The organism is Micromonospora acroterricola, assembly GCF_003172955.1.
GTDB classification, from domain to species: Bacteria; Actinomycetota; Actinomycetes; order Mycobacteriales; family Micromonosporaceae; genus Micromonospora; species Micromonospora acroterricola.
In genome coordinates, this window is sequence record NZ_QGKR01000216.1 from 1 (window position 1) to 21689 (window position 21689).

General features: G+C 71.5%; 17 protein-coding genes. 8 read left to right on the top strand and 9 right to left on the bottom strand.

Going from position 1 to position 21689, the window contains the following annotated elements; translation table 11 throughout:
• Positions 1-745 precede the first annotated feature (745 nt).
• Entirely contained in the window at positions 746-1213 is a 468-nt protein-coding gene (locus DKT68_RS18215) for a hypothetical protein (protein WP_109818613.1), read from the top strand.
• On the opposite strand, the gene DKT68_RS18220 is transcribed toward DKT68_RS18215, so the two are convergent.
• Positions 1143-2090 (bottom strand): DUF389 domain-containing protein, encoded by a 948-nt coding sequence (locus DKT68_RS18220; protein WP_109818614.1) that lies wholly within the window; start codon positions 2088-2090, stop codon positions 1143-1145. The two genes, DKT68_RS18215 and DKT68_RS18220, sit on opposite strands and share 71 nt — an antisense overlap.
• Positions 2091-2351: 261 nt before the next feature.
• Here DKT68_RS18220 and DKT68_RS18225 point away from each other — a divergent pair, with 261 nt between their 5' ends.
• The 4 genes from DKT68_RS18225 to DKT68_RS18240 all read left to right on the top strand — a co-directional run bounded on the left by DKT68_RS18225 (position 2352) and on the right by DKT68_RS18240 (position 6858).
• Positions 2352-3023 (top strand): sugar transferase, encoded by a 672-nt coding sequence (locus DKT68_RS18225; protein WP_330848941.1) that lies wholly within the window; start codon positions 2352-2354, stop codon positions 3021-3023.
• Between the two features lie 22 nt (positions 3024-3045).
• Positions 3046-4194, top strand: coding sequence for a DegT/DnrJ/EryC1/StrS family aminotransferase (locus DKT68_RS18230; RefSeq protein WP_109818615.1), 1149 nt, complete (start codon positions 3046-3048; stop codon positions 4192-4194).
• Positions 4191-4835: a NeuD/PglB/VioB family sugar acetyltransferase gene (locus tag DKT68_RS18235; RefSeq protein ID WP_109818616.1), complete on the top strand. Its 645-nt coding sequence runs from the start codon at positions 4191-4193 to the stop codon at positions 4833-4835. The genes DKT68_RS18230 and DKT68_RS18235 overlap by 4 nt, the downstream gene beginning before the upstream one ends.
• 148 nt (positions 4836-4983) lie before the next feature.
• Positions 4984-6858 carry a nucleoside-diphosphate sugar epimerase/dehydratase gene (locus tag DKT68_RS18240; protein ID WP_109818617.1) on the top strand — a complete coding sequence of 625 codons (1875 nt, stop codon included), beginning with the start codon at positions 4984-4986 and terminating at the stop codon, positions 6856-6858.
• Positions 6859-6968: 110 nt separating this feature from the next.
• On the opposite strand, the gene wecB is transcribed toward DKT68_RS18240, so the two are convergent.
• Genes wecB through DKT68_RS18260 form a run of 4 tightly spaced genes read right to left on the bottom strand, consistent with a single transcriptional unit; the run spans position 6969 to position 11486 of the window.
• Entirely contained in the window at positions 6969-8093 is a 1125-nt protein-coding gene (gene wecB / locus DKT68_RS18245) for a non-hydrolyzing UDP-N-acetylglucosamine 2-epimerase (RefSeq protein ID WP_109818618.1), read from the bottom strand.
• Positions 8090-9328 carry a glycosyltransferase family 4 protein gene (locus DKT68_RS18250; RefSeq protein WP_109818619.1) on the bottom strand — a complete coding sequence of 413 codons (1239 nt, stop codon included), beginning with the start codon at positions 9326-9328 and terminating at the stop codon, positions 8090-8092. The genes wecB and DKT68_RS18250 overlap by 4 nt, the downstream gene beginning before the upstream one ends.
• Positions 9325-10452, bottom strand: coding sequence for a polysaccharide biosynthesis C-terminal domain-containing protein (locus DKT68_RS18255; RefSeq protein ID WP_109818620.1), 1128 nt, complete (start codon positions 10450-10452; stop codon positions 9325-9327). The genes DKT68_RS18250 and DKT68_RS18255 overlap by 4 nt, the downstream gene beginning before the upstream one ends.
• Positions 10446-11486, bottom strand: coding sequence for an SDR family NAD(P)-dependent oxidoreductase (locus DKT68_RS18260; RefSeq protein ID WP_109818621.1), 1041 nt, complete (start codon positions 11484-11486; stop codon positions 10446-10448). Before DKT68_RS18260 ends, DKT68_RS18255 begins: the two co-directional genes overlap by 7 nt.
• Positions 11487-11888: 402 nt before the next feature.
• Between DKT68_RS18260 and DKT68_RS18265 the strand changes: the two genes are divergently transcribed.
• Positions 11889-13070, top strand: a complete 1182-nt coding sequence (locus tag DKT68_RS18265; protein WP_109818622.1) for an O-antigen ligase family protein — start codon at positions 11889-11891, stop codon at positions 13068-13070.
• A gap of 21 nt (positions 13071-13091) precedes the next feature.
• Here the strand turns inward: DKT68_RS18265 and DKT68_RS18270 are convergent, their stop codons facing one another.
• Together DKT68_RS18270 and DKT68_RS18275 are read right to left on the bottom strand one after the other, a co-directional pair.
• The gene (locus DKT68_RS18270; RefSeq protein WP_201749087.1) at positions 13092-14405 is read right to left on the bottom strand and encodes a glycosyltransferase family protein; all 1314 of its coding nucleotides are present in this window, start codon (positions 14403-14405) and stop codon (positions 13092-13094) included.
• Positions 14406-14472: 67 nt separating this feature from the next.
• Positions 14473-15792, bottom strand: a complete 1320-nt coding sequence (locus DKT68_RS18275; protein ID WP_236646951.1) for a lipopolysaccharide biosynthesis protein — start codon at positions 15790-15792, stop codon at positions 14473-14475.
• Positions 15793-16553: 761 nt separating this feature from the next.
• Here DKT68_RS18275 and DKT68_RS18280 point away from each other — a divergent pair.
• Positions 16554-17825, top strand: coding sequence for a hypothetical protein (locus DKT68_RS18280; protein WP_146218393.1), 1272 nt, complete (start codon positions 16554-16556; stop codon positions 17823-17825).
• Here DKT68_RS18280 and DKT68_RS18285 read toward each other — a convergent pair.
• Both DKT68_RS18285 and DKT68_RS18290 read right to left on the bottom strand, forming a co-directional pair.
• Complete coding sequence (locus tag DKT68_RS18285) at positions 17796-19121, bottom strand: glycosyltransferase (protein WP_109818624.1); 1326 nt, start codon at positions 19119-19121, stop codon at positions 17796-17798. The two genes, DKT68_RS18280 and DKT68_RS18285, sit on opposite strands and share 30 nt — an antisense overlap.
• Entirely contained in the window at positions 19118-20203 is a 1086-nt protein-coding gene (locus DKT68_RS18290; RefSeq protein WP_109818625.1) for a glycosyltransferase family 4 protein, read from the bottom strand. Before DKT68_RS18290 ends, DKT68_RS18285 begins: the two co-directional genes overlap by 4 nt.
• A 237-nt stretch (positions 20204-20440) precedes the next feature.
• Between DKT68_RS18290 and DKT68_RS18295 the strand changes: the two genes are divergently transcribed.
• A complete protein-coding gene (locus tag DKT68_RS18295; RefSeq protein ID WP_161556677.1) occupies positions 20441-21682 on the top strand; it encodes a glycosyltransferase in 1242 nt (413 codons plus the stop codon).
• Positions 21683-21689 lie beyond the last annotated feature (7 nt).

A 21689-nucleotide genomic window follows, 5' to 3' on the forward strand; every position in this document is an offset into this window, starting at 1 on the left:
GACCGGGCGCGGCGACGCGCTCGCCCCGACACCGTGACCGCCCCGGCCACTCCCCCACCGGGACGCCGCCGAGCTGCACCGTCCCTGGGGCAATCCCACCCCGGCTGAGCGACGGGCCGGCAGGTTGTCTCCGGGGCAGGCTTCGCCACACCACCAACCCTGCCGACGGTTCTCACCGTGCAGATCTTGGACACTTTCCGTCCGGTCGTAACGGAAACTGTCCAAGATCTGCGGCGCCTCGATGCCACGGCTTCAGGCCCCGGCAACGTGGGCAAGGGCTTGCCGGTGCGAGGGGCCTGAGGAATGAGGCGGCGTGGGATGGGTCGCCCGGGGGCTGGGCCGTCTGGGTCTCAGGCCGCCTGAGGTCGGGACCCGCCCGGCCACAGGACCGCCGGGCCCTGAGGCCCAGGCCACGAGGTTCCGGACACGAGTTTCCGGACACTAGGCCGCCCGGACAGAGGGCCGCCCGGCCACGAGGCCGCCCGGACAGAGGGCCGCCCGGCCACGAGGCCGCCCGGACACGCTCGGATACTCGCTGGGCGTGGACGACGCCGGCTGGAAGCGGGAGCGCGGCTGGAAGCGGGAGCGCGGCTGGAAGCGAAACCGCGGCTGGGCACTCGTGCAGGCGATCGACGCCCTGCCGTACTAGGTCGACACCAGCCCGGCGACGGCCGACATCGCCCGGCACACGCTGCGGACCGTACTCTCTGAGCCGGGCGGCGCTCGCGGGCGTACCGTCGGCATCGTGGGTGAGCGGGACGGCCGGGAGTGGCGGGAGCGGCAGCGGGACGCGGTGCGGGCGCACGCCGACGCGGACGCGCGGCGGCGGGCCGCCGAGCAGGCGGAGGCGGCGGAGCTGGTGGCCTGGTTCGTGGCCGAGGCGACCCGTCGGGGGTTGCCCACGACGCGGCTGGTCGCCCGGGGGTACGACGGGCGCGGGCGTTACCGGACGCGGCTGACCGGCTGGTACGTCGACCGGGCCGGGACCCGGGCGGTGGACGTGGACGGGCGTTTCCATCTGCTGACGGTGCCGGGGGGTCTGCGGGCCCGGCTGGTCGGCGTCGACCCTGAGCCCAGCCCGGCGCCGTTGGTCGTGGGGGCGGGTGGCCGCGACGGTGAGTCGATCCCGTTGCGGACGTTGCTCACCCGGCTGCTGGACGGTGGGACCGACGGGCCAGGTTCCACCACCAGAGCTGCTGCACCGCGAGGGTGAGCAGCCCGGCCACGACGATCGCGCACAGGTTGATCACGAGCTGGAGGGCCGATCCGGCCGCCTCGTCCCACACGCCGTAGGCGCTGGCGACGGCCACGTTCGCCGCGGCCGGCACCGTGGTCACCGAGATCAGCACCCCGACGAGGCTGCCTGACTTCTTCGAGGTCAGCGAGAGCATGCCGGCCACCCCGGCGAGCAGGCCGACCACCCAGGACAGCGCGTCCGGCCGCCAGATGAAATCGGTGAGCGGGCGCTCGGCGAGCAGCATCTCCTTGTTGACCAGACCGGCGGCGGTCAGCGCCCAGGTGCTCAGCACGGTCGCGGCCATGGCCGCCAGGAAGCCGACCGTGAGGGCCTGCACCGACCGCCGGATCACCCGGAGTCGGCGGCGCAGCAGCGCGACGCAGAGCGCGGCGAGGGGGCCGAACTCCGGACCGACGACCATGGCCCCGACGATGAGGATCGGCTGGTCCAGCAGCACACCGATACCGGCGATCATGGTCGCGACGATGATCAGCACCAGGTAGGTGGCGGACAGTTCGGTCTGCTCGCCGGTCTTCGCCGCGATCTCGTCCCAGACCACCGCGTCGGCGCCACTGCCGGGCGCCTTCTCCGCCGCCCGGTCCGCCGCGGTCGAGATGGTCAGTTCCACGTCGGCGGCGGCGATGCCGCCGCTCGCGTCCACGCCGATGCGTTGCAGGCCGTCGAGGACGCGGTCGGCGCTTTCCCGGACCACGTCGCACTGGATGAGGTCGCCCTTCGGCTGCCGGGCGACGCCGGGCAGCACCACCAGGTGGGTCACGCCCGGCTCGGCGGCCAGCAGGTCGGCCACCGCCGGCGACTGGTCCGGCGGAGCGATCACCCTCAGGTGCAGCACGGTCTCCCCTTCACCCGACCGGTCTGTCCCGTCGCCCGGCCGGCGGTCGCGACTCTACCGCCCGGCCTTGAAGCGGGACGGACCGCAGAGCCCCCGCGGCCAGGCCGTTTCCCTACGCGCCGTTTCGGGGTTGATCGGGGCGAAGCAGCCTGAGTGTCGGCATTCAGAACTGCTTCACTGTCTTGTCCTGGTACAAACCCATACGTGGCTTTGCGTCGCTTTCTCTCGGAGGTCGAAACGGTGCCGGTGCCTGGTGGTCTCGTGAACGCCCGGGAAAACCCCCTGCTGCTGCCCCGGCCGGCCCCGGGCAAGCGCATCTTCGACACGATCGTCGCGGCCGTGCTCCTCGTGCTGGTGACGCCGGTGCTGGCGGTGGTGGCGGTCCTGGTCGTGGTGGGCCTCGGCCGCCCGGTGCTGTTCCGCCAGTGCCGCGCCGGACTGCACGGACAACCCTTCGAGGTGGTCAAGTTCCGCACCATGCGGCCGCCCAACCAGGCCCGCGGCCCGCTCGGGGACGGCGACCGGCTCACGCCGCTGGGTCGCTGGCTGCGCGCCACCAGCCTGGACGAGCTGCCCACGCTCTGGAACGTGCTGCGCGGCGACATGAGCCTGGTGGGCCCGCGTCCGCTGCTGCCGGAGTACCTCGACCGCTACTCCCCCAGCCAGGCCCGCCGGCACGAGGTGCGGCCCGGCGTCACCGGGCTGGCTCAGGTACGCGGCCGCAACAGCCTGAGCTGGGAGGAGAAGCTGGACCTCGACGTGCGGTACGTGGACACCCACACCTTCCGCCTCGACCTGTCGATCCTCGTCGCGACCGTGCGCACCGTGCTGCGCCGCGAGGGCATCAACGCGGCCGGATCGGCCACCGCCCCCGAGTTCCTCGGTACGCCCCGGCGCCCGGCACCGCCGCAGCGCGACCGGACACCGGCATGACGACCCCCCGGGGAGTCGGCCGATGAGCCAGACGGTCTACCTGTCCCCGCCCGACGTCGGGCCGCTCGAGGAGTCCTACCTGGTCGCCGCGCTGCGCTCGGGGTGGGTGGCGCCGGCCGGTCCGGACCTGCAGGCGTTCGAGAACGACATCGCCCAGCGGGTCGGCGTCGGCGGCGCCGTCGCGGTCAGCTCCGGCACCGCCGGCCTGCACCTGGCCCTGCTCGGTGTCGGGGTCGCGCCGGGCGACGTGGTCATCGTGCCCACGCTCACCTTCGTCGCCACCGCCAACGCGGTGCGCTACATCGGGGCGCGTCCGGTCTTCGTCGACTGCGACCCCCGGAGCGGCAACCTCGACGTCGGCCTCGTCACCGACCTGTTGCGGCAGCTCCGCGCTCGCGGGGAGAGGGTCGGCGCGGTCGTCCCGGTGGACATGTTCGGCAGCTGCGTCGACTACGAGGCCCTGGTGCCGGTCTGCGACGAGGCCGAGGTCCCCCTGGTGGAGGACGCCGCGGAGGCTCTGGGCGCCAGCCACCGCGGGCGCCCCGCCGGCTCCTTCGGGCGCGTCGGCGTGCTCTCCTTCAACGGCAACAAGATCATGACCACGTCCGGTGGCGGGATGCTCGTGTCCCACGACGCCGGGCTCCTCGCCCGGGCTCGTCATCTCTCCACGCAGGCCCGCGAACCGGCGCGGCACTACGAGCACCGCGAGACGGGTTACAACTACCGGCTCAGCAATCTCCTCGCCGCGCTCGGCCGGGCCCAGCTGGTCCGGCTGGACGGGATGATCTCGCGACGCCGTCACCTGCGCGACCGCTACGCGAAGCTCTTCGCCCCGGTGCCGGGTATCCGGCTGCTGGGTGCCGAGGACACCGAGTCGAACTGCTGGCTCACCGTCATCACCGTCGAGCCGCAGCGGTCCGGTTGGCGGGCGGACGACCTGGCAACGTACCTGTCCGAGCGGGACATCGAGACCCGACCGGTGTGGAAACCGATGCACCTGCAGCCCATGCACGCCGGGGCGGAGAGCCTGCTCACCGGCGCGGCGGAGCGACTCTTCGCCGACGGGCTCACCCTGCCCAGCGGGAGCGCTCTGACCGAGCCGCAGATCGCCCGGGTCTTCGCCGCGATCGACGAGTTCCTGTCCCTCCGGACGGGAGGTCCCACCGCGTGACGATCGGACTGGTCGTGGTGGGCTGCGGCGGGCACGGCCGCGAGGTGGTCGGCATCTCGCGAGCGGTGAACGAGGCGGCCGGCCGGCCGGTGTGGCAGCTGCTGGGGGTCGTCGACGACCGACCGACCGAGGACAACCTGAAGCGCCTGCAGCGACTCGACGTGCCGTACCTCGGGGACGTGGCCTGGTTGCGCGACGCTCCCCCGGGCACCCACCACGTCATCGGGATCGGGGACCCCCGGGTCCGCCGGGCCGTCGGAGGTCGGATCGACGGGTACGGCGTCCCGGCCGCGAGCCTCGTCCACCCGGACGCCACCGTCGGGCCGGACACCGCGCACGGGCCCGGGTTCGTCGCCTTCGCGGGCGCCCGGGTCACCACGAACGTGACCATCGGCCGCCACGTCCATCTGAACCAGAACGCCACGGTGGGCCACGACAGCAACCTCGCCGACTTCGTCTCGGTGAATCCGCTCGCCGCCGTGTCCGGTGACTGCCACCTGGCGGAGGGCGTCCTGATCGGGACCACCGCCGCGGTGCTGCAGGGCCTGCGGGTCGGACGGGACAGCACCGTCGGAGCCGGGGCGTGTGTCGTCCGGGATGTGCCCGATCGGGTGACGGTCAAGGGCGTTCCGGCCCGCTGAGAGCCACCGGCACGGGCAGCATATTCGTCTCGTTCCACTCGAAACCGCCCACCGATACCGCTTTGGCATGTAACAAGGACAAAGAGCCTAGAGGCTCCCTCTGCCGTGCGGCGGAGGAAGCCGCGAGACGGGACAGGGGAGCCAGCACATGCCGCAGGACACCGAGAGCACGCACGCCGAGGACCGGCGGACGCGACGGGCCAGGGCCCGCCGGCGTACCGCCGGATTCCTCGCCACCGACACCACCGCCTGGGTCGGCGGGTTCGTCGCGGCCGCGTGGACCCGGTTCGAGCTCCAACTCCCCCCGGGACAGCTGGGCCGGGCCGCGGCGGTCGGCGTCGTCGCGGCGGTGGTGCACGTGGCCGTGGCGGCGCTGCGCCGCCTCTACTCCGGACGGCACCCGCTGGGCAGCCTCCAGGAGGTCCAGGGCGTCGCCGGCACCACCATCACGACCGCCGGCATCATGATGCTCGGCCTGCTGCCGTCCGACGACCGGCCGGTCCCGGCGAGCACCCCGCTGGTGGGGGGCGCCCTCGCCCTGCTGTTCATGCTCGGCGCCCGGTTCGCGTACCGGCACCGTCGCGACCTCGCCATGCGGCCGGATGTCCGGTCGTCGACGCCCGTGCTGCTGTTCGGGATGGGTGACGCCGGGCAGGGGCTGCTCCGCGCCATGCTCAGCGACCCGCGTGGCCGCTACCTGCCGGTCGCCGCGCTCGACGACGATCCGGACAAGCGCGACCTGCGCATCGGCGGGGTGCGTGTGCTCGGCGGCCGGCACGACGTCGCCCAGACGGTCCGGCGTACCGGCGCCAGCACCGTCATCTTCTCCGTGGCCAACGCCGACGCCGCCCTGATCCGCCAGATCCGCGAGGCCACCCTGGAGGCCGGCGCCGTGTTCAAGGTGCTGCCCCCGGTGCGGGACCTGGTCGACCACCGGATCACCGTCACCGACGTCCGGGACGTCCAGATCAGCGACCTGCTCGGTCGCCGCCAGGTCGTCGGTGACCTGCCACTGAGCACCAACAGCCTGACCGGCCGGCGGATCCTGGTCACCGGCGCCGGCGGGTCCATCGGCTCCGAGCTCTGCCGTCAGGTCATGAAGGCCAACCCGGGTGAGCTGATGATGCTGGACCGGGACGAGTCCGCCCTGCACAGCCTCCAGATGTCGCTGGACGGGCGAGCCATGCTGGACGGGCCCGAGCTGATCCTCGCCGACCTGCGGGACGACGAGGGCATCCGGCGGATCATCCGGGAGCGCCGCCCCGAGATCATCTTCCACGCCGCGGCGCTCAAGCACCTGACGCTGCTCCAGCGGCACCCGGGCGAGGCGGTCAAGACCAACGTCTGGGGCACCCTCTCGGTGCTGGACGCCTGCCAGGACGTGGCGAAGTTCGTCAACATCTCCACCGACAAGGCGGCCGACCCGATCAGCGTCCTCGGCTACTCGAAGCGGATCACCGAGCGGTTGACCGCGCACGCCGCGTCCCGGTTCCCCGGGACGTTCCTCAGCGTCCGCTTCGGCAACGTGCTGAGCAGCCGCGGCTCCGTGGTGACGGCCTTCCAACGGCAGATCGAGACCGGGAAGCCGATGACCGTCACCCACCCGGACGTCACCCGCTACCTGATGACCGTCCAGGAGGCCGTCCATCTCGTGCTTCAGGCCGCCGAGATCGGCCGCGACGGGGAGGCGCTGGTGCTCGACATGGGCGAGCCCGTACGGATCGTCGACCTGGCCCGTCAGATGGCCGACCAGGCGTCCAGCTCCGTGCCCATCGTCTACACGGGCCTGCGGCCCGGCGAGAAGCTGCACGAGGACCTGCTCGGGACCGGCGAGGTCGACAGCCGGCCCTTCCACCCGCTGGTGTCGCACGTGTCCGTGCCGGCGCTCGACCCGATGGAGGCGAGCGGGCTCGACCCGTACGACGATCCCGCCAAGCTCGCCGAGCATCTCGCGCTGCTCTGCACCCAGCCGGTCGACCCGGTGGTGGACGGTCCGGTGGGCGTACCGCTGCAGTCGCGCTGACCGGGTCGTTCGTTCCGGCTGCGGCGTTACCCAGCGCGGCCGGAACGATGGGACGAACGGAACAGGGCCGGAGACCGCGCTGCGGTCGCCGGCCCTGTTGGTCAGCGCGTTCAGCGGCGGATGCCCGCCCAGTCGTGGTGGCGGCGGACGGTGGAGAGGATGAAGTCGACGACCCGCCGGGAGGTGTCCGGCACCTGGTAGTCGACCGGGCACGGCACCCCCTGCGCGGCCACCTGGGCCACCGTCACCTCGACCGCCTCGACCACGCCCTCCGGGTCGAGACCGGTCATGATGATGCCGCCGGCGTCGAGCGCCTCCGGGCGTTCGATCGACTCGCGCAGGGTCACCGCGGGGAAGCCGAGGATGGCGGCCTCCTCGCTGATCGTTCCGCTGTCCGACAGCGTGCAGTACGCCTTCGTCTGCAGGTGCACGTAGTCGAGCAGCCCGAACGGCTCGTGGAAGGCGATGCCGTCCAACGCGGTGGCGTCCGGCGCCAGCGCCTCCAGCCGCTTTCGGGTACGCGGGTGGGTGGAGACCAGCACCGGCATACCCCACCGGTCGCGCACCGCGACCAGGCAGTCCAGCAGCTGCTGGAGCCGGTCGGGGCGGTCCACGTTCTCCTCCCGGTGCGCGCTGACCAGGAAGTACCGGCCCCGGTCGAGTTCCAGCTGACTGAGGATGGTCGAGCTGGCGATGGGCGCCCGGTAGTGCTCCAGCACCTCCCGCATCGGCGAGCCGGTGTGCAGGATCCGACGCGGGTGCAGGCCCTCGGCGAGCAGGTTGCGCCGGGCGTGCTCGGTGTAGACCAGGTTGAAGTCGGCCACGTGGTCCACGAGCCGCCGGTTGGTCTCCTCCGGCACGTTCAGGTCGAAGCAGCGGTTGCCAGCCTCCATGTGGTAGACCGGCACCCGCATCCGGCGGGCCATCAGCGCGGCGATGCAGCTGTTGGTGTCGCCGAGCACCAGCAACGCGTCCGGCCGCACCTCGGCGATCGCCGCCTCCATGCCGACCAGCACCCCGCCGAGCACCCGGCCGAGCGACGAGGTGTCGACGCGGAGGAAGCGGTCCGGTTGCCGCAGGCGCAGCTCCGTGAAGAACACGTCCGAGAGGGTCGTGTCCCAGTTCTGTCCGGTGTGCACCAGCACGTGGTCCACCGTGTCGTCGAGCCGGGCCAGCACCCGGGACAGTCTGATGATCTCCGGTCGAGTGCCGACCACCGTCATGATCCTGGTCATGCCCGTCCTCCCTGCGCAGCGGCCTTGGTCAGAATGTCCTCGAACTGGTCGACGCCCACCCGCAGCGACATCCGCTCCTGGTAGACGTGTCGGGCACGGCGGCCCATCTCGCGCCGGGTGTCGGCGGGCAGCGCGGCCGCCTGGACGAACCGGTCGGCGAGCGCCTGCCAGTCCTCGGGTGGGCAGGTGAGGCCGACCCCGGTCGAGCGGACCAGGGCCTCGGCGTCCCCGCCCAGCGCGGCGACGACCGGCACGCCGCAGGCCAGCGCGGCCTGCAGCTTCGACGGGACGGCGGCCCGCACGGCGGGTACGTCCCGCAGGCAGATGAGCTGCCAGTCCGCCGCGGCGTACAACTCGGCCATCTGCTCGGGCGGACGCCGGCCCACGAACCGCACGTTGTCGGCGCCGAGGTCGGCCGCGAGCCGGCGGGCGTCGGCCTCGCCGGCCCCGGAGCCGACCAGCACCAGGTCCATCCGGTCGCGGGCGGCGGCCGCCGCCCGGATGGCCGTGTCGAGGCCCTGGAGGAGGCCGATGTTGCCGGCGAACATCACGGTGCAGCGGCCTCGGTGGCCGAGTGCCGCGCGGGCGTCGTCGGTGGCCGGCACCGGCCGGAAGAGCGCGTCGTCGGTCCAGTTCCAGACCACCCGCACCCGGTCCGGGTCGGCGCCGCGCGCCACGACCCGGTCGGCCATCGTCGGCGAGATCACCACGATCGCGTCGGCCAGCCGGTACGTCCGGCGCATCAACGCGTCGAGCGCCCGCTCCAGCGAGCGCCCGGCCCGGCCGGTCGGCGCCATCCCCGACTGCACCACGGATTCCGGCCACAGGTCGTGCACGTGCAGCACGATCGGCGTCCGGCGGGTGGCGCGCAGCAGGGCCGCGGCGGCGATGGCCGTGGGCGGCGGGTGGTAGACGTACGTGACGTCGACGCCAGCGAGCCACCGCGCCCCGGCCGCCGCACTGGTGGCGCCGAAGGAGAGGTGGCTCAGGGCCCGCCGGGCGGCGGAGGTGTCATGGCTGGGATAGGCGGGCACCCGCCGGATCGACACCGGCCCGTCGGTCTCCCGGTGCCGCCAGCGCTGTCGCCAGCCCGGGAAGATCCGGCCGTACGGGTAGCTCGGGAAGGTGGTGAGGACCCGCAGCTCGTGGCCCCGGTCGGCCAACTGGTGCGCCAGGTTGCCCGGGATGAAGACTCCCTCCGGCGGATACCACTGGCTGATCAGGCCAACCTTCACGCGCCGACCGCCACCGGAGCCGGTCGGGCCGCCTCCACCGGCTCGGGCCAGGTGTCCGGCCGGTCCGGGTCGAACAGCTCGTTGGTCCAGAACATCGTCACCAGCTCGTCCGGACCGGTGTTCACCAGCTTGTGCGCCCACATCGTGGGCATGTCCACGAGCACCGGCACGTCGCCGCTGACCGCGAACCGCAGCACCTCGGCGTCGTCGACCCGGCGGAGGCTGATCTCGGCCGAGCCGCGCAGCACCACGAACCGCTCCACCTTCGCCAGGTGGAAGTGCTCACCGCGGGTGATGCCGGGAAGGGTGGTGGAGCAGAACGTCTGCCCGGCGCCGCCGTGCGCCTTGACGGTCTCGACCAGCTCACCGCGGGCGTCCGCCCGGCGGGGCAGAGCGAGCGGGTAGTGCGCCGGGAAGCAGTGCGACCGGTAGGTGTTGAACAGTCGCACGTCGTTCCGGTCCAGCAGGGACGGGATCTCCCCCGTCCGGTACGTCGCGGCCATCGCGGTGAGCCGGCTGGCCAGCGCCTGGACGCCGATCCGCAGCGGCGGCATGGCCGGATCCCACGAACCGGCGGCCGGCACGCCGACGAGCCGGGCGGCCGCGTCCGTGACGTGCACCAGACTCAGCTCGCGGTCGGCGTGTACCTCCGGCCGGCCGTCCTCGGCGAGCACCCGGCAGAACGTCGCCACCGCCGAGTTGTAGTACGGACGCCCGTGCTCGCCGTAGAGGTTCGGCAGCAGCACGTCGTCGAGGTCGACGCCGGCGCCCGCGAGCACCCGCGCCGCGGTGGCCTTGGCGTCGCCGTACGGGGTGCCGTTGCCGGCCTGCACCGAGTTGGCGTAGACCACCCGGGCCGGCGGCGTCGCACAGCGCCGGAGACCCTCCGCGAGCTGCGCGGCGAGCTGGACGTTCCCGCCGGCGACATCGGCCGGCTCACCCCGGTTGACCCCGGCCAGGTGCAGCACCCGGTCGACCCCGGCGACCTTGGCCGCGACCACGTCCGGGTCGACGAGGTCGCCCCGGGTCACCACGATCGGTTCCGGCCAGCCCAGCGCGCGCAGCAGCACCCGCACGTGCCACCCGAGGAAACCCCCGGCGCCGGTGACGGCGAGCCTCAGCACGCCAGCACCGGATCCCGCAGCGCCAGCTCCGCGCGCACCTCCGGGAGCGTCTTCAGCAGCTCGATGATCTCGGGTACGCCGAGCTGCGGCGCGTTCGCCGAGTTGAAGTCCTCGGGCAACCCCTCGCCGAGGTCCCCCTCGGAGACGTAGAGCGCGTAGTTGAGGTCGCGGGCGTCCAACGGCACCCGGAGGAAGTCGCCGAAGTCCTCGGCCTGGGCGAGTTCCTCCCGGCTGGCCAGCGTCTCGGCCTGCTTCTCACCGTGCCGTACGCCAATGACGTCGAGCTTGGCGGGCACGTCGAAGAGCTGGCAGACGGCCTCGGCCAGGTCGCCGATGGTGCAGGCGACGGCCTTGCGGATGAAGATGTCGCCGGGCCGGGCGTGGTGGAAGGCGTGCTCGACCAGCTCGACCGAGTCGGCGAGCGACATCAGGAACCGCGTCATCCCCGCGTCGGTGACGGTGGGCGCGCGGCCGGCCTTGATCTGCTCGATGAAGAGCGGGATCACCGATCCGCGCGAGTACATGACGTTGCCGTAGCGGACACAGGAGACCGTGGTGGCGCTGTTCGGGTTGTTCCGGGCGTGGGCCTGGGCCACCTTCTCCATCAGCGCCTTGCTCATGCCCATCGCGTTCACCGGGTAGACGGCCTTGTCGGTGCTGAGCACCACGACCGATCCGACGCCGTTGCGCTCGGCGGCCTCGATGACGTTGGCGCTGCCCAGCACGTTGGTCCGGACGGCCTCCAGCGGGAAGAACTCACACGACGGCACCTGCTTGAGAGCGGCGGCGTGGAAGACGTAGTCGATGCCGCGGCTGGCCCGCAGCACCGAGTCGTAGTCGCGCACGTCCCCGACGTAGTAGCGGACCCGCTCGTCGCCGAGCGACCGGCGCATCGTCTCCTGCTTGGCCTCGTCGCGGCTGAGCACCCGGATCTCGCCGACATCCCGGTCGAGGAGTCGGCGCACCATGGTCTGGCCGAAGGAACCCGTACCGCCGGTGATGAGCACGCGGCGTCCGGTGGTCGAGAAAGTCATCGATTCTCCCGTGTCGTCGATTCGGCGGTCCGCTACCCGACGACTCGGCGAGGGAGTCCGGGCAACGCCCGCGCATCAGTCCCGGAGCAGGGGCCGTCTCGGCCGGTTACAGCATTCGGGACAACGACAGGTCACCCCACCAGATACGCTTCTCTCCACTAGTTCGTCACAAAGTACGACAAGTAGGAAACAATCGGGGGTACTTGCGGCAGGTCGTCTACTTTATTGCACAATCTGCCGTTGGTTCCGCAGATTGCCTGATAGAACAACCCCGTGCCGTGTCTCCCGTCCCCCGCTCTGCACGACCTGGGCCGGCACGCGGCCGAAGCACGGCACACACCGGATTCGCCTGCCACGCGTCGTGACCGCACGCCGCGCCGCGACCCGCTGTCTCTGCCATCAGTGCTGGTCCTCGCCCTCGTCGCGTTCATGGCCGCCCGCCCGCCCTGGTGGTCGTTCAACTACGCGGCCCTCCTCGCCCTTCTCGCGCTCGCCCTGACCGGACGCCTCCCGCGACTCCGGTGGCCCGACACACTCGCGCTCGCCGCCGCCGGCTGGGCACTGGCCAGTCCCCTGTGGGCCGGCCGCACCGACCTGACGATCCCGGCCGGCTACCGCTACGCAACGGTGTGCCTGCTGTTCGTCGCCTGCCGACACGCGGTGCGCCGCAGACGGGATCTCCTCCTGCTCGGCTGGACATACCTAGCCGGCTGCGTGATCGTCAGTTTGGAGATCATCACCGGCGCTCGCGGTGACCTACGTCAACATGGTCAGCTCGTCGATGTCGCCACCCGGTACGGCGTCGAGGGCCGGGAACTGAACGCCACCGCCTACACGCTCGCGGTCGGGGTGGTAGTCGCCGTGCTCGTCGGAGCTGGCAACCGGCATCCAGCGGCACGGATCGGCCCCGCGCTGCTCGCCGTCCCGATGGCATGGGGGATGCTGCTCACCGGCTGCCGCGGCGCTGCCATCGGCGTCCTGCTCGGTCTCGTGGTGCTGGCCCTGGCCTGGCTGCTGCCGCGGACCACTCGGGCCGCGTCGTTCGGGATCACCGGGCTGCTCGTCGTCGTCGTTCCATTCGGCCTCAGCCCGCAGTCGGCGATGCTCTGGCTCGATCAGCTTTATGGCCGTCCCACCGGCGACATCTCCGGACGCCTCGAACTCTGGCCGTACGCGCTGTCGACCTGGAGTGACTCTCCCCTGACCGGCTCCGGTCCGGGAGTCTTCACCGGCAGCAACCCGTTCGGTATCGGACCCCACAACCTGCTGCTCATCCTCGGCAACGACCTCGGCCTCGTTGGCACACTGTTCTACCTCGGCACCATCGCCGGCGCTTGCTGGACGGCAGCCCACGCGTCGCGCCGAGGGCTGCTCGTGACCTGCCTCTACCTCGCGGTCCTCCTGCCGATCTGGCTGACCGGTCAGTGGGAGGCCGCGTTGGCGATGTGGCTGGCGCTCGCCCTGGTCACTGTCGTGTCGGAGCTGCCCGCGCGGACCCGACCCGCGCACCGCGCGTCGAGGCACGCGCTGGCTGGACGCGTCCGGCCCACGACCGTCGGCGGAATCACCCGCGTCGGGCGCTGAGCCGACCGGCAGGTGCCCCGTTCAACGCTCGGCGGGCGCCCCGGCGTGGTGCGACGCCTCCGTCCGAGGCGCCGGCGGTCGGCCGATCGGCCGCTGGACGGCCTCGGACAGCACCGCGGCCAGACGCCTCGCTATCTGGTCCGCCCGGTGGTGACGCACGGCGAAGTCGAGCCCCTGCCGGCCCAGCCGGTCGCGGAGGTCCGCATTCCGACAGAGCCGAGACAGGTCGCGGGCCAGCAGCGACGGATCGTCGACGCCGACGACCACTCCGCCGCCAGAGTCGGTGAGGTGCGCCATGGAAGCCAGCTCCGCCGGGCCGAAACCCAGCACCGGACGGCCTGCGGCGAGGTACTGCGGGATCTTGGTCGACAACGAGTACCGGGTGTACGTCCGGTCGTCGTCCGCGAACGACTCCACGTGTACCAGGATGTCGGCCTGACGTAGCGCGCCGGCGACCTCCCGGCTGGTCAAGGAGGGGCCGAGACGTACCGCGGGCAGATCGGCGAGGCGGCTGCCGTAGCGGGCGGCGTCCACCGCGGGCGTGTGCACGGTCAGCCGGACGGGCAGCCCCGCGGTGACCAGTCGGCCCAGCGCCTCGCCCAGCCGCCGCAGCGACCGCCACCGCCCGAGGTGGAGGCCGCCGACGTAGCGCAGCTCGACCGGTGTGCCCGGCGGAGACGGATGCGCCCGCTCCCCTTCGGGGTCGGCGAAGTCCGCGATGTCCACGCAGTTCCCGAAAGCGGCGAACGGGAGCCCATAACGCCGCTCGTACTCCCGGGCCATCGGCTCGCTGATGCCGAGGCCGTACGAGGAGTGTCGCAGCACCGTGCGCAGCTCGGCCCGGGCTGCGTGGCGGGCCAGACCCAGTACCCGGCCGTCGGCGTAGAGCGTGGTGGGCCAGTCATCCATGAAGTGCGGTACCAGTGGCACACCGCACTCCCGGGCCGCCGCCACCGCCAGCCGCATCAGGCGAATGCTGCCCAGCGTCGCGTACACCACCTCGGGCCGCTGCGCCCGCAGCCACTCGCGGATCGAAGCCGGAACCCGAACCGGGGTGAGGTCGAAGAAGCCGGACAGCTCCCTGCGCAACCACCCGCGCACCCGGCCGGGCTCGGTCATCGAGGACGCCGGGCCACCGCCTTCTCCGCCACCCGACACTGCCGCCGGGCCCGGGCGCTGGGTCCGTTTCCGCAGGCGGATCAGGTGGTGTTCCACGGGGGCGATCTCGATGCCGGTGCGCGCGAAGGTGGCACAGACGTCCGTCGACGGCTCTCGGTCCTCCGTGTACAGCTGGGCGAGCCGGTCCTGGGGCCAGCCGCCGAAAAGGTTCGACAAGGTGATGCCGGTGCCAGCGTCGCGGCTGAACGCTGCTCCGCTGACCACAAGCACCCGGGGGTGTCGCTCAGACGGCAATTGGTTCGACCTCTCTCTCCTGAGCCGGCGCAGGCGAGCGCCGCAACGTCCGGCGGTATCCGTAGAGCGCTGCCGGCAGGACCGTCAGCGCGTATCCGGCGGCCCCGACCCAGGGCACGGCGGCCGCACCGAACCACCTGGCGCCGTACCACTTGCCGGGAATCGACAGCGCCAGGAAGGCCACCCAGCCCACCAGTTGAGGGACGACGACACCGGCGGCGTTCTGCACCATGAAGCGCGGCGACAGTGCCGCCTGGATGATCCACCACACCGCCAGCCCCGCGAGCAGCCACCGGTCGTCGTCGATCGGCACCGGTAGCCACGCGGCGAAGAGCCGGTCCCCGAAGCAGACCAGGGACACCGCCGGCACCGCGGCGAAGAGCACGGACAGCACGGTCATCCGGCGAGTGGTCCGCCGCACCCAGCCGAGCTGCCCGCGGGCAAGTGCCTCCCCGTTGGCCGGCCACAGCGGTACGTTGATCAGGACCACGAGTTGACCGAGTTGCGCCAGCAGCTTCGCCGGCACTACGAAGCCGGCCACCGCGGACAGCCCGAGCACGTGCGCGATGACCAGGGTGTCGGCGTTCGTACCGAGCGACATGACAACGGTCACCACGAAGAACAGCCCGCTGAGTCGGGTCAGTTCCCATGCCGTCCGGGCGTCGACAGCCCGGAGCCGAGGTCGGATCGTGCGGTGCGCGCGCCTGAAGAACCAGACCGTGTTGACCGCGTTGACCAGCGGCGGCGCGGCAACCGAGGCCACGATCACGAGCAGTGGGGACAGTCCGGCGGCAACGACGGCGAGGACCAACCCGAGCCCGGTGAGGCTGGCTACCGCCTGCCAGATGTTGCTGCGGCCCACCTGCTGGTAGGCGTACTGAACACGGGTGATCAGGGCAAGGGGCACGTTCACCAGGAACGCGGTGAGGCAGAGCAGGGCGATCAGCCGCGTCTGCGCCTGGGTGACCTCACCCGCGACGTTGAACAGCGACGTCCAGGCGATGGTGTCGGCCAGCAGCCACAGCACGGCGATCATGGCGGCCGCCAGCAGCGAGAGCGCCAGGTACGCGCTGGAGACGTACCCCTGAGCACGGCGGTCGTCACCGTGGGCGTAGCACGGGGCCAACTTGGTCATCAGCCCGCTGCCCAGGCCGAGGTCGGCGAAGGACGCCATGCCGACGAGCGCGACAACGGCCATCCAGAGCCCATACAGATCGGTGCCGAAGTACGGCAGGGTCAGCGGGACGAGCACGATCGGGGCGACAAAGCCGACCCCCCTGCTCAACAGGGCGGTGGCGACGCCGGACACCAGCCGGCGGCTTCGGTCGGGCGGACGGCGGCGCGCCGAAAGCGGACGCGCGGCCCGCTCGGCGGGCCCGTCGGACAACACGCCGGCCTACTGGACGGCGGGCAGGTTCGCCGTGAGCCCGGCCGAAGGGTCGACCAGCACGCCGGTCATCACCACCCTCACGGTTACCCCGATCTGCGCGGTCCTGGTGCCCGTGTCGCTACCTGCCCGACACCGCCACGAGACCGTGCGGCATGCCGGCACGGCGCCGCGGCCCGGGCGTGCCGGGGCCACGGCGAGGAATCAACGACACAACGATCGCGACGGGGTGCCGGTCACGCGGCAGTGGCCCCCCGGCGCATCTGGCTGATCGCCGAAGCGTCGTTCTGCGCGCCCGCGCGGGTCACAGTCATTTTGTGAAACGTGCGAAGTCGGCAATGGACCCTTGCTATAACACCCTAAGCACTGGTGACACCGCCATCGGGCACGCCCGCCTGCAACCGACCCGCCCGCATGGCGACATGCCTTCGGTCGTTCCGTGTGCCAACCCGGCGGGCAGTGGGCGGCGCGGGCCGGAAACGAGCGGAACGACCACCACCGGGAGGCACCCGGCGGAGCGGAACTGATGCGGGAGCACCAGCTGAATGACCACGACCACACCGGACCTCACCACACGTCGATTCGTGTCGACGGCGACGTCGGCACAACCGATTCGGCACCGCCCGGCCCCGTTTCGCCGTTCACTGCGAGCCTGGCTGCCACTGCTACTCGCCGGCGGCTGGATGCTGGGGACGTTCGGCCTCTTCTGGACCGGGGCGCTGGCGCAGCAGGTACCGAACCCCGGCACGCTCTGCCTGTTCGTGTTGGGCGCCACCGGCGCCTTTGCCGCCGGCTACGTCGCGCAGCTCTGGCGCAGCAGCTCCCGACCCATCGTCGGCACGACGCGGTCCACCGACGTCAGGCGGGTGCGCAGACTGGTCCTGGCCAGCGGCATCTACTACGTGGTCCTCGGTGTGGCCCTGCTCGTCGAGTACGGGGCGACCGGTCCGGGCAGCATCATCGCCAGTCTGCAGGACCCGGCGGGGGCGTACCTCAACAAGTTCACCGTCTACCAGCAGCAGCAGGACAGCGGTCGCACGAACCCCGTCATCCAGGTGCTGACCCTGCTCGGCTTCCTCGGCACCGCGCTTGTCCCCCTGCTCGTCGTCTACTGGCGACGACTGTCGGGCGGTCTGCGACTCGTCGGACTCGCGGGCATCGGTGTCTACAGCCTCTTCTTCCTCTACATCGGCACTCTGAAGGGTCTCGGGGACTTCGTGCTGATGATCGCGGCCGGTTTGCTCATCGCCTCGTCGCGGAATCCCGACCGGACCGGCCGCAAGATGAACCGGCGGCGGGCGACAGTGCTGGTGGCGGTCGTGTTCGCGCTCTTCTGCGCCTACATGGTCAGCAACCAGGCCGACCGGGTGGACCAGTTCGGCACCCACGATCGTGTCCGCGCCAATCCGACCGTCGAGCGGATCGTCGGTGAGCAGGTGGCGACCGGTCTGGCCGCGCTGGTGATCTATCCAACCCACGGCTACCTCGGCCTCGCGTACAACCTCGAAACGCCGTTCGTGTGGTCCCATGGCCTGGGCAGCACCCCGGCGGTCGCCTCGTACGGCAGCCAGTACCTCGGGATCGACACGGACCAGTATCCGGCCTATCCGACCCGTACCGAGGACCGGACGGGGTGGCCTGCGGGCATGTACTGGTCGACCATCTATCCCTGGCTGGCTTCGGATCTCACCTTTCCGGGAACCGTGCTCTTCATGGCCTTCCTGGGCTGGTTCTTCGCCCGGCTCTGGCGTGAGGTGAACCTCTCGGGCGGCATCCTGCCAACCTTGATCTTCGTTCAGATGTGCCTGCTCGTCGCGTACATCCCGGCGAACAATCAGCTCGGAATGTCGCGGCCAGCCGTGATCGGCCTCGCCACGCTGCTGTCCCTGTACCTGTGGATGGCCCTGACACGCGGCGCGAGCGGCTCAGCGCCGCCCGAGCGGGTGCAGCGGTAGCTCGCGCTTCTGCTTCGACAGGTGGAGACGACCCGACGAGGCGGCCGCCAGTCCGGCCAGAAAGGACCGGATCCGTTGTCCCTGCGCCGCGGGACCGCGCGTCTGCCGGACGAACGCGGCACCCGCGCTGCCGAGGGTGGCCCACTCCTCGCGGGGCATGGCGAGCACCCGCAGCAGGGCTTCGCGCAGGCCGTCCGCCGTGTCCGACTCGGCGAAGCGCAGGTACGGGTCGTAGTCGGGCGGGATGCCCGGCAGCCGTGTGGTCACTACCGGAACGCCGGTGGACAGGTACTCGATGAGCTTCGACGGGAACGAGTAGCGGACGAACGACTGATCCACCGGCCGCGGGTTGACCAGCACCGACGCGCGGGCGAGGCGCTGCACCAGCGCACCACGGTCAAGCAGCTCGGGTGCGGCGATCCGGGGATCGGACTCTGCCTGCGTTCGCAACCACTCCTCCAGCTCTCCCCGGCCGAACAGGAACAGGCGCAGATCGGGATCGTCCATGCCGCGGAATGCTTCGACCAGGCGATCGACGCCGTAGGCCCGGGTTAGCCCGCCGGCGTACACCACCTCACGGGAGGCGGCGGCAGCTCCTCGATCCGCCGACGAGGGTGGGCCCACTACGAGATGACCGGGCCGGCCAAACGCTGACGCCTCGAGGGGTGGGTTGCAGATTCCCTCCATGACAAGACGGGGAACCGAGGGCGCGAAGTCCTCGGCAAGCGCGGCGGTGAGCACCACAACGCCCGAACACCGACGCAGCGCCATGCGAACCAGCGCGTGGTCCAGGCGGCGCAGCGCGCGGACGATCAGGCCGTCATCGGGGAGGATCACACCGGGGGGATCGGTCAGCACCGGCACCACCCGTGCCGACCGTCGCCACGCGACCAGAGCCCCGAACCACAGGAACGGCGTGTGGACGCCGTGGATGAGCAGGACATTGTCGCCTCCCGTGCGCAACATCCGCGAACCCGTGCGCACGGCCGCCACGAACCGCGTCAGGTGTTTCACGCCGAGCAGATTGACGAACCCCAGCAGCTCTCCCTGCACGCCGTTCTGCTCGAACCGCCCCGGCCGGAAGCGAATCTGCCGATTCCGCGGAAAGGTCGACGCGGGGGCCGCGGAGAGCAGACGCACCGGACAGCCCGCCGCGCGGATGCTCTCCACCAGGGCCCAGGCGAACGTGTGGGTCTGCGTGGGCATGACGACGTCTCTCGCCACGATGTGCCGAAACAGGTCGTCCCCAATGGTGAATCCCAGCAGCAGTACACGGGGACAGGGCTCGTCGGTCACGCCGTTCCTTCCAGGATGCGCCGGTAAACGCCATCGAGGGACCTGAGCATGACCGGCAGGCTGTAGCCGTCCTGCACCACCTTGCGGCCCGTCTCGCCCACGTGTCGACGTTCGGCGGCATCGACGAGCAACGGCTCGATCGCCGTGGCGAACGCCTCGGGGTCTCCGGCCGCCACCAGGTGGCCACCGCCCTGCCGAAGCACCTCGACGTTGCCACCAACGGCGGAGGCTACGACGGGCAGGGCGTGGGCCATGGCTTCCAACAGGGCGTTGGACAGGTTCTCGTGCAGGGTGGGGAAGACGAAGATGTCCGCCGCCGAGAGGAGATCCGGCACGTCGAGGCGATTGCCGAGCAGCTGCACCTCGGTGCCGTCCACGTCCGCCAGGGCGGCGGCGATCCCAGTCCGGTCCGGTCCGTCGCCGGCGACCAGCAGCACCCGTCGACCGGCCGGCGGCGGCAGCCGACGCAGCGCGTCCGCCAGCACTCCGAATCCCTTGTCCCAGCTCAGGCGGGCTACCGCGATCATGACCACGTCGTCGGGGGCCAGGCCGAGTACGGCGCGTCGGCTGCTGCGCGCGGCGCCCACGTCGGCCGGCAGCGGAACCCCGTTGGGAATCACGCCGACGAACCTGTCCGCGTGCGCCCGAAGAAAGTCCCGGTCAGCGGCGTACTCACACACGGTCGCGACGTGGCTGGCCATCCGCAGGGTGGCCGGCTCGGCTCCGCGGGCCAACAGAGCCTTACGCCAGGTACGACCACCGTGTCTCAGGTCCCGCACGGTGCCGTGCACGGTGACCAGGATCCGGGGGCAGCCCGCCAACCGGGCGGCGAGCACGCCGTGGAAGCCCTCGTTCTGCAGGCCGCGCACGTGCACCAGGTCGGGACGCACCCTCCGCAGTAGGCGAACCCAGTCACGCAGCAGGGGCACGTTGAGGGCGCCGTTACCGCCGACCTGATGCATGCGGACGAACTCGTACCGCTCGTTCAGCGCGGACCCGAGCACTCGCTGCACGGCGGTCAGCGGCCCGTTGGCGCCCGGCGTGCCGGCCGAATGCTGCACGATGACGGGCCGTTTCCGCACCGGTGGCGCGCTCGGACGGCTCTGGTCACCCCGGCTGGCTGGCTCCACTGACACTCCAACGTCGACCTAGGGGACCACCGGCGGCGCGCCCTGATCCGCGGTAACGGCATCGGTGCGTACAGTAACACCGGCATTAGCCGCTAATACGCTGACACACGCTTTATACGAATGGACAGCATGAAAAGCCACGAGACCGCCACCGCTCCCGCTCAGCCGGCCAATGCCCCGGGTGGACCCGTGCCCCGGCTCGTGATGGTGGCGGCGTACCGGTTCCCGCACGGTGACGCCATGTCGAATCGGCTGCTCCAACTGGCCCGCTCCGCGACGCCCCCAGGCACCTCGACCCTGATCGTGAACGACTGGCCCGGCAACGACCGCCCACCGGAGCCCGTTGCCCTGCCACCCGAGTTGCGGCTGATCACGCTCTCCGCCACCGGCGGGGGTGGCCGGCTCCGCCGCTGGATGCACCGCCAGGGCCGACCCCTGCGAGTGCTGAAGGCGCTGCGACGAGCGGGCGTGCCCATCAGGGACCTCACCGGCGTCTGCCTCCCGCTGGGGCTGTGGAACCTGACGACGTGGGTCGTGCTGCGGTCGGCGACGCGCTGCCCGTTGACCGTGGACGTGCTCGAACGGCACGAGCCCGCGCAGTTTCCCCGCGGGCGTCTGGCGCCCTACTTCATCCGGCACCGGTGGCACTCCTACCTCGCCGGACGGCTTGCGGATCGGATCATCGCGATCTCCACGACGCTGCAACGGCGTTTCGCCCGGCCGGGTCAGCCCATCCTGGTCGTGCCGCCACAGGTCGACTGCGCCGACTATGGCGAACCGGCGCCGCCGTCGGTGAAGGCGAGCCTGCGATTGTTGTATGCCGGCACGGCGGGGTCCAAGGATCAACTGGCCGTGGTGCTGGACGGCATCCGTCGGCTGCCTGAGCCGGAGCGGAGGCGGGTCCGGCTGAGCATCGCCGGAATGACGCGGGAGCAGGCCACGCTGGTGTCTGACCTGGAGGACCGAGCGGTGGCGGACCTCGGCGAACAGATCACCTTTCTGGGCCGGGTACCACGCGACCGGGTCGTCGCCGAACTGGGCGCGGCGCACTTCTCGGTGCTGGTCCGGCCCCCGGGCGGCTACGCCGACGCCGGCTTTCCGTCGAAGGTGCCCGAGAGCCTGGCGGCCGGCTGCCCGGTCCTGCTCAACCACACCAGTGATCTGGGCAGCTACATCGACGATGGCCGGGAGGGCATCGTGCTGACGGGGGCCGACGCGGACGACGTCCGGGACGGGCTCCAGCGGGCACTTGCCCTGGACGACGCGCAGTGGTGGCGGATGAGCCGCCATGCCCGGGAACGGGCTTCCGCATTCGACTACCGCGCCTGGGCGCCCGCGGTGAGCGCGTTCGTGACCGGTCGCGCAAACGTGGAGGACGGCCTCGACCCCGTGAGTCGTTCCGCGAACGTCCGCCCTACCCGAAGCACGTAGCGGCATG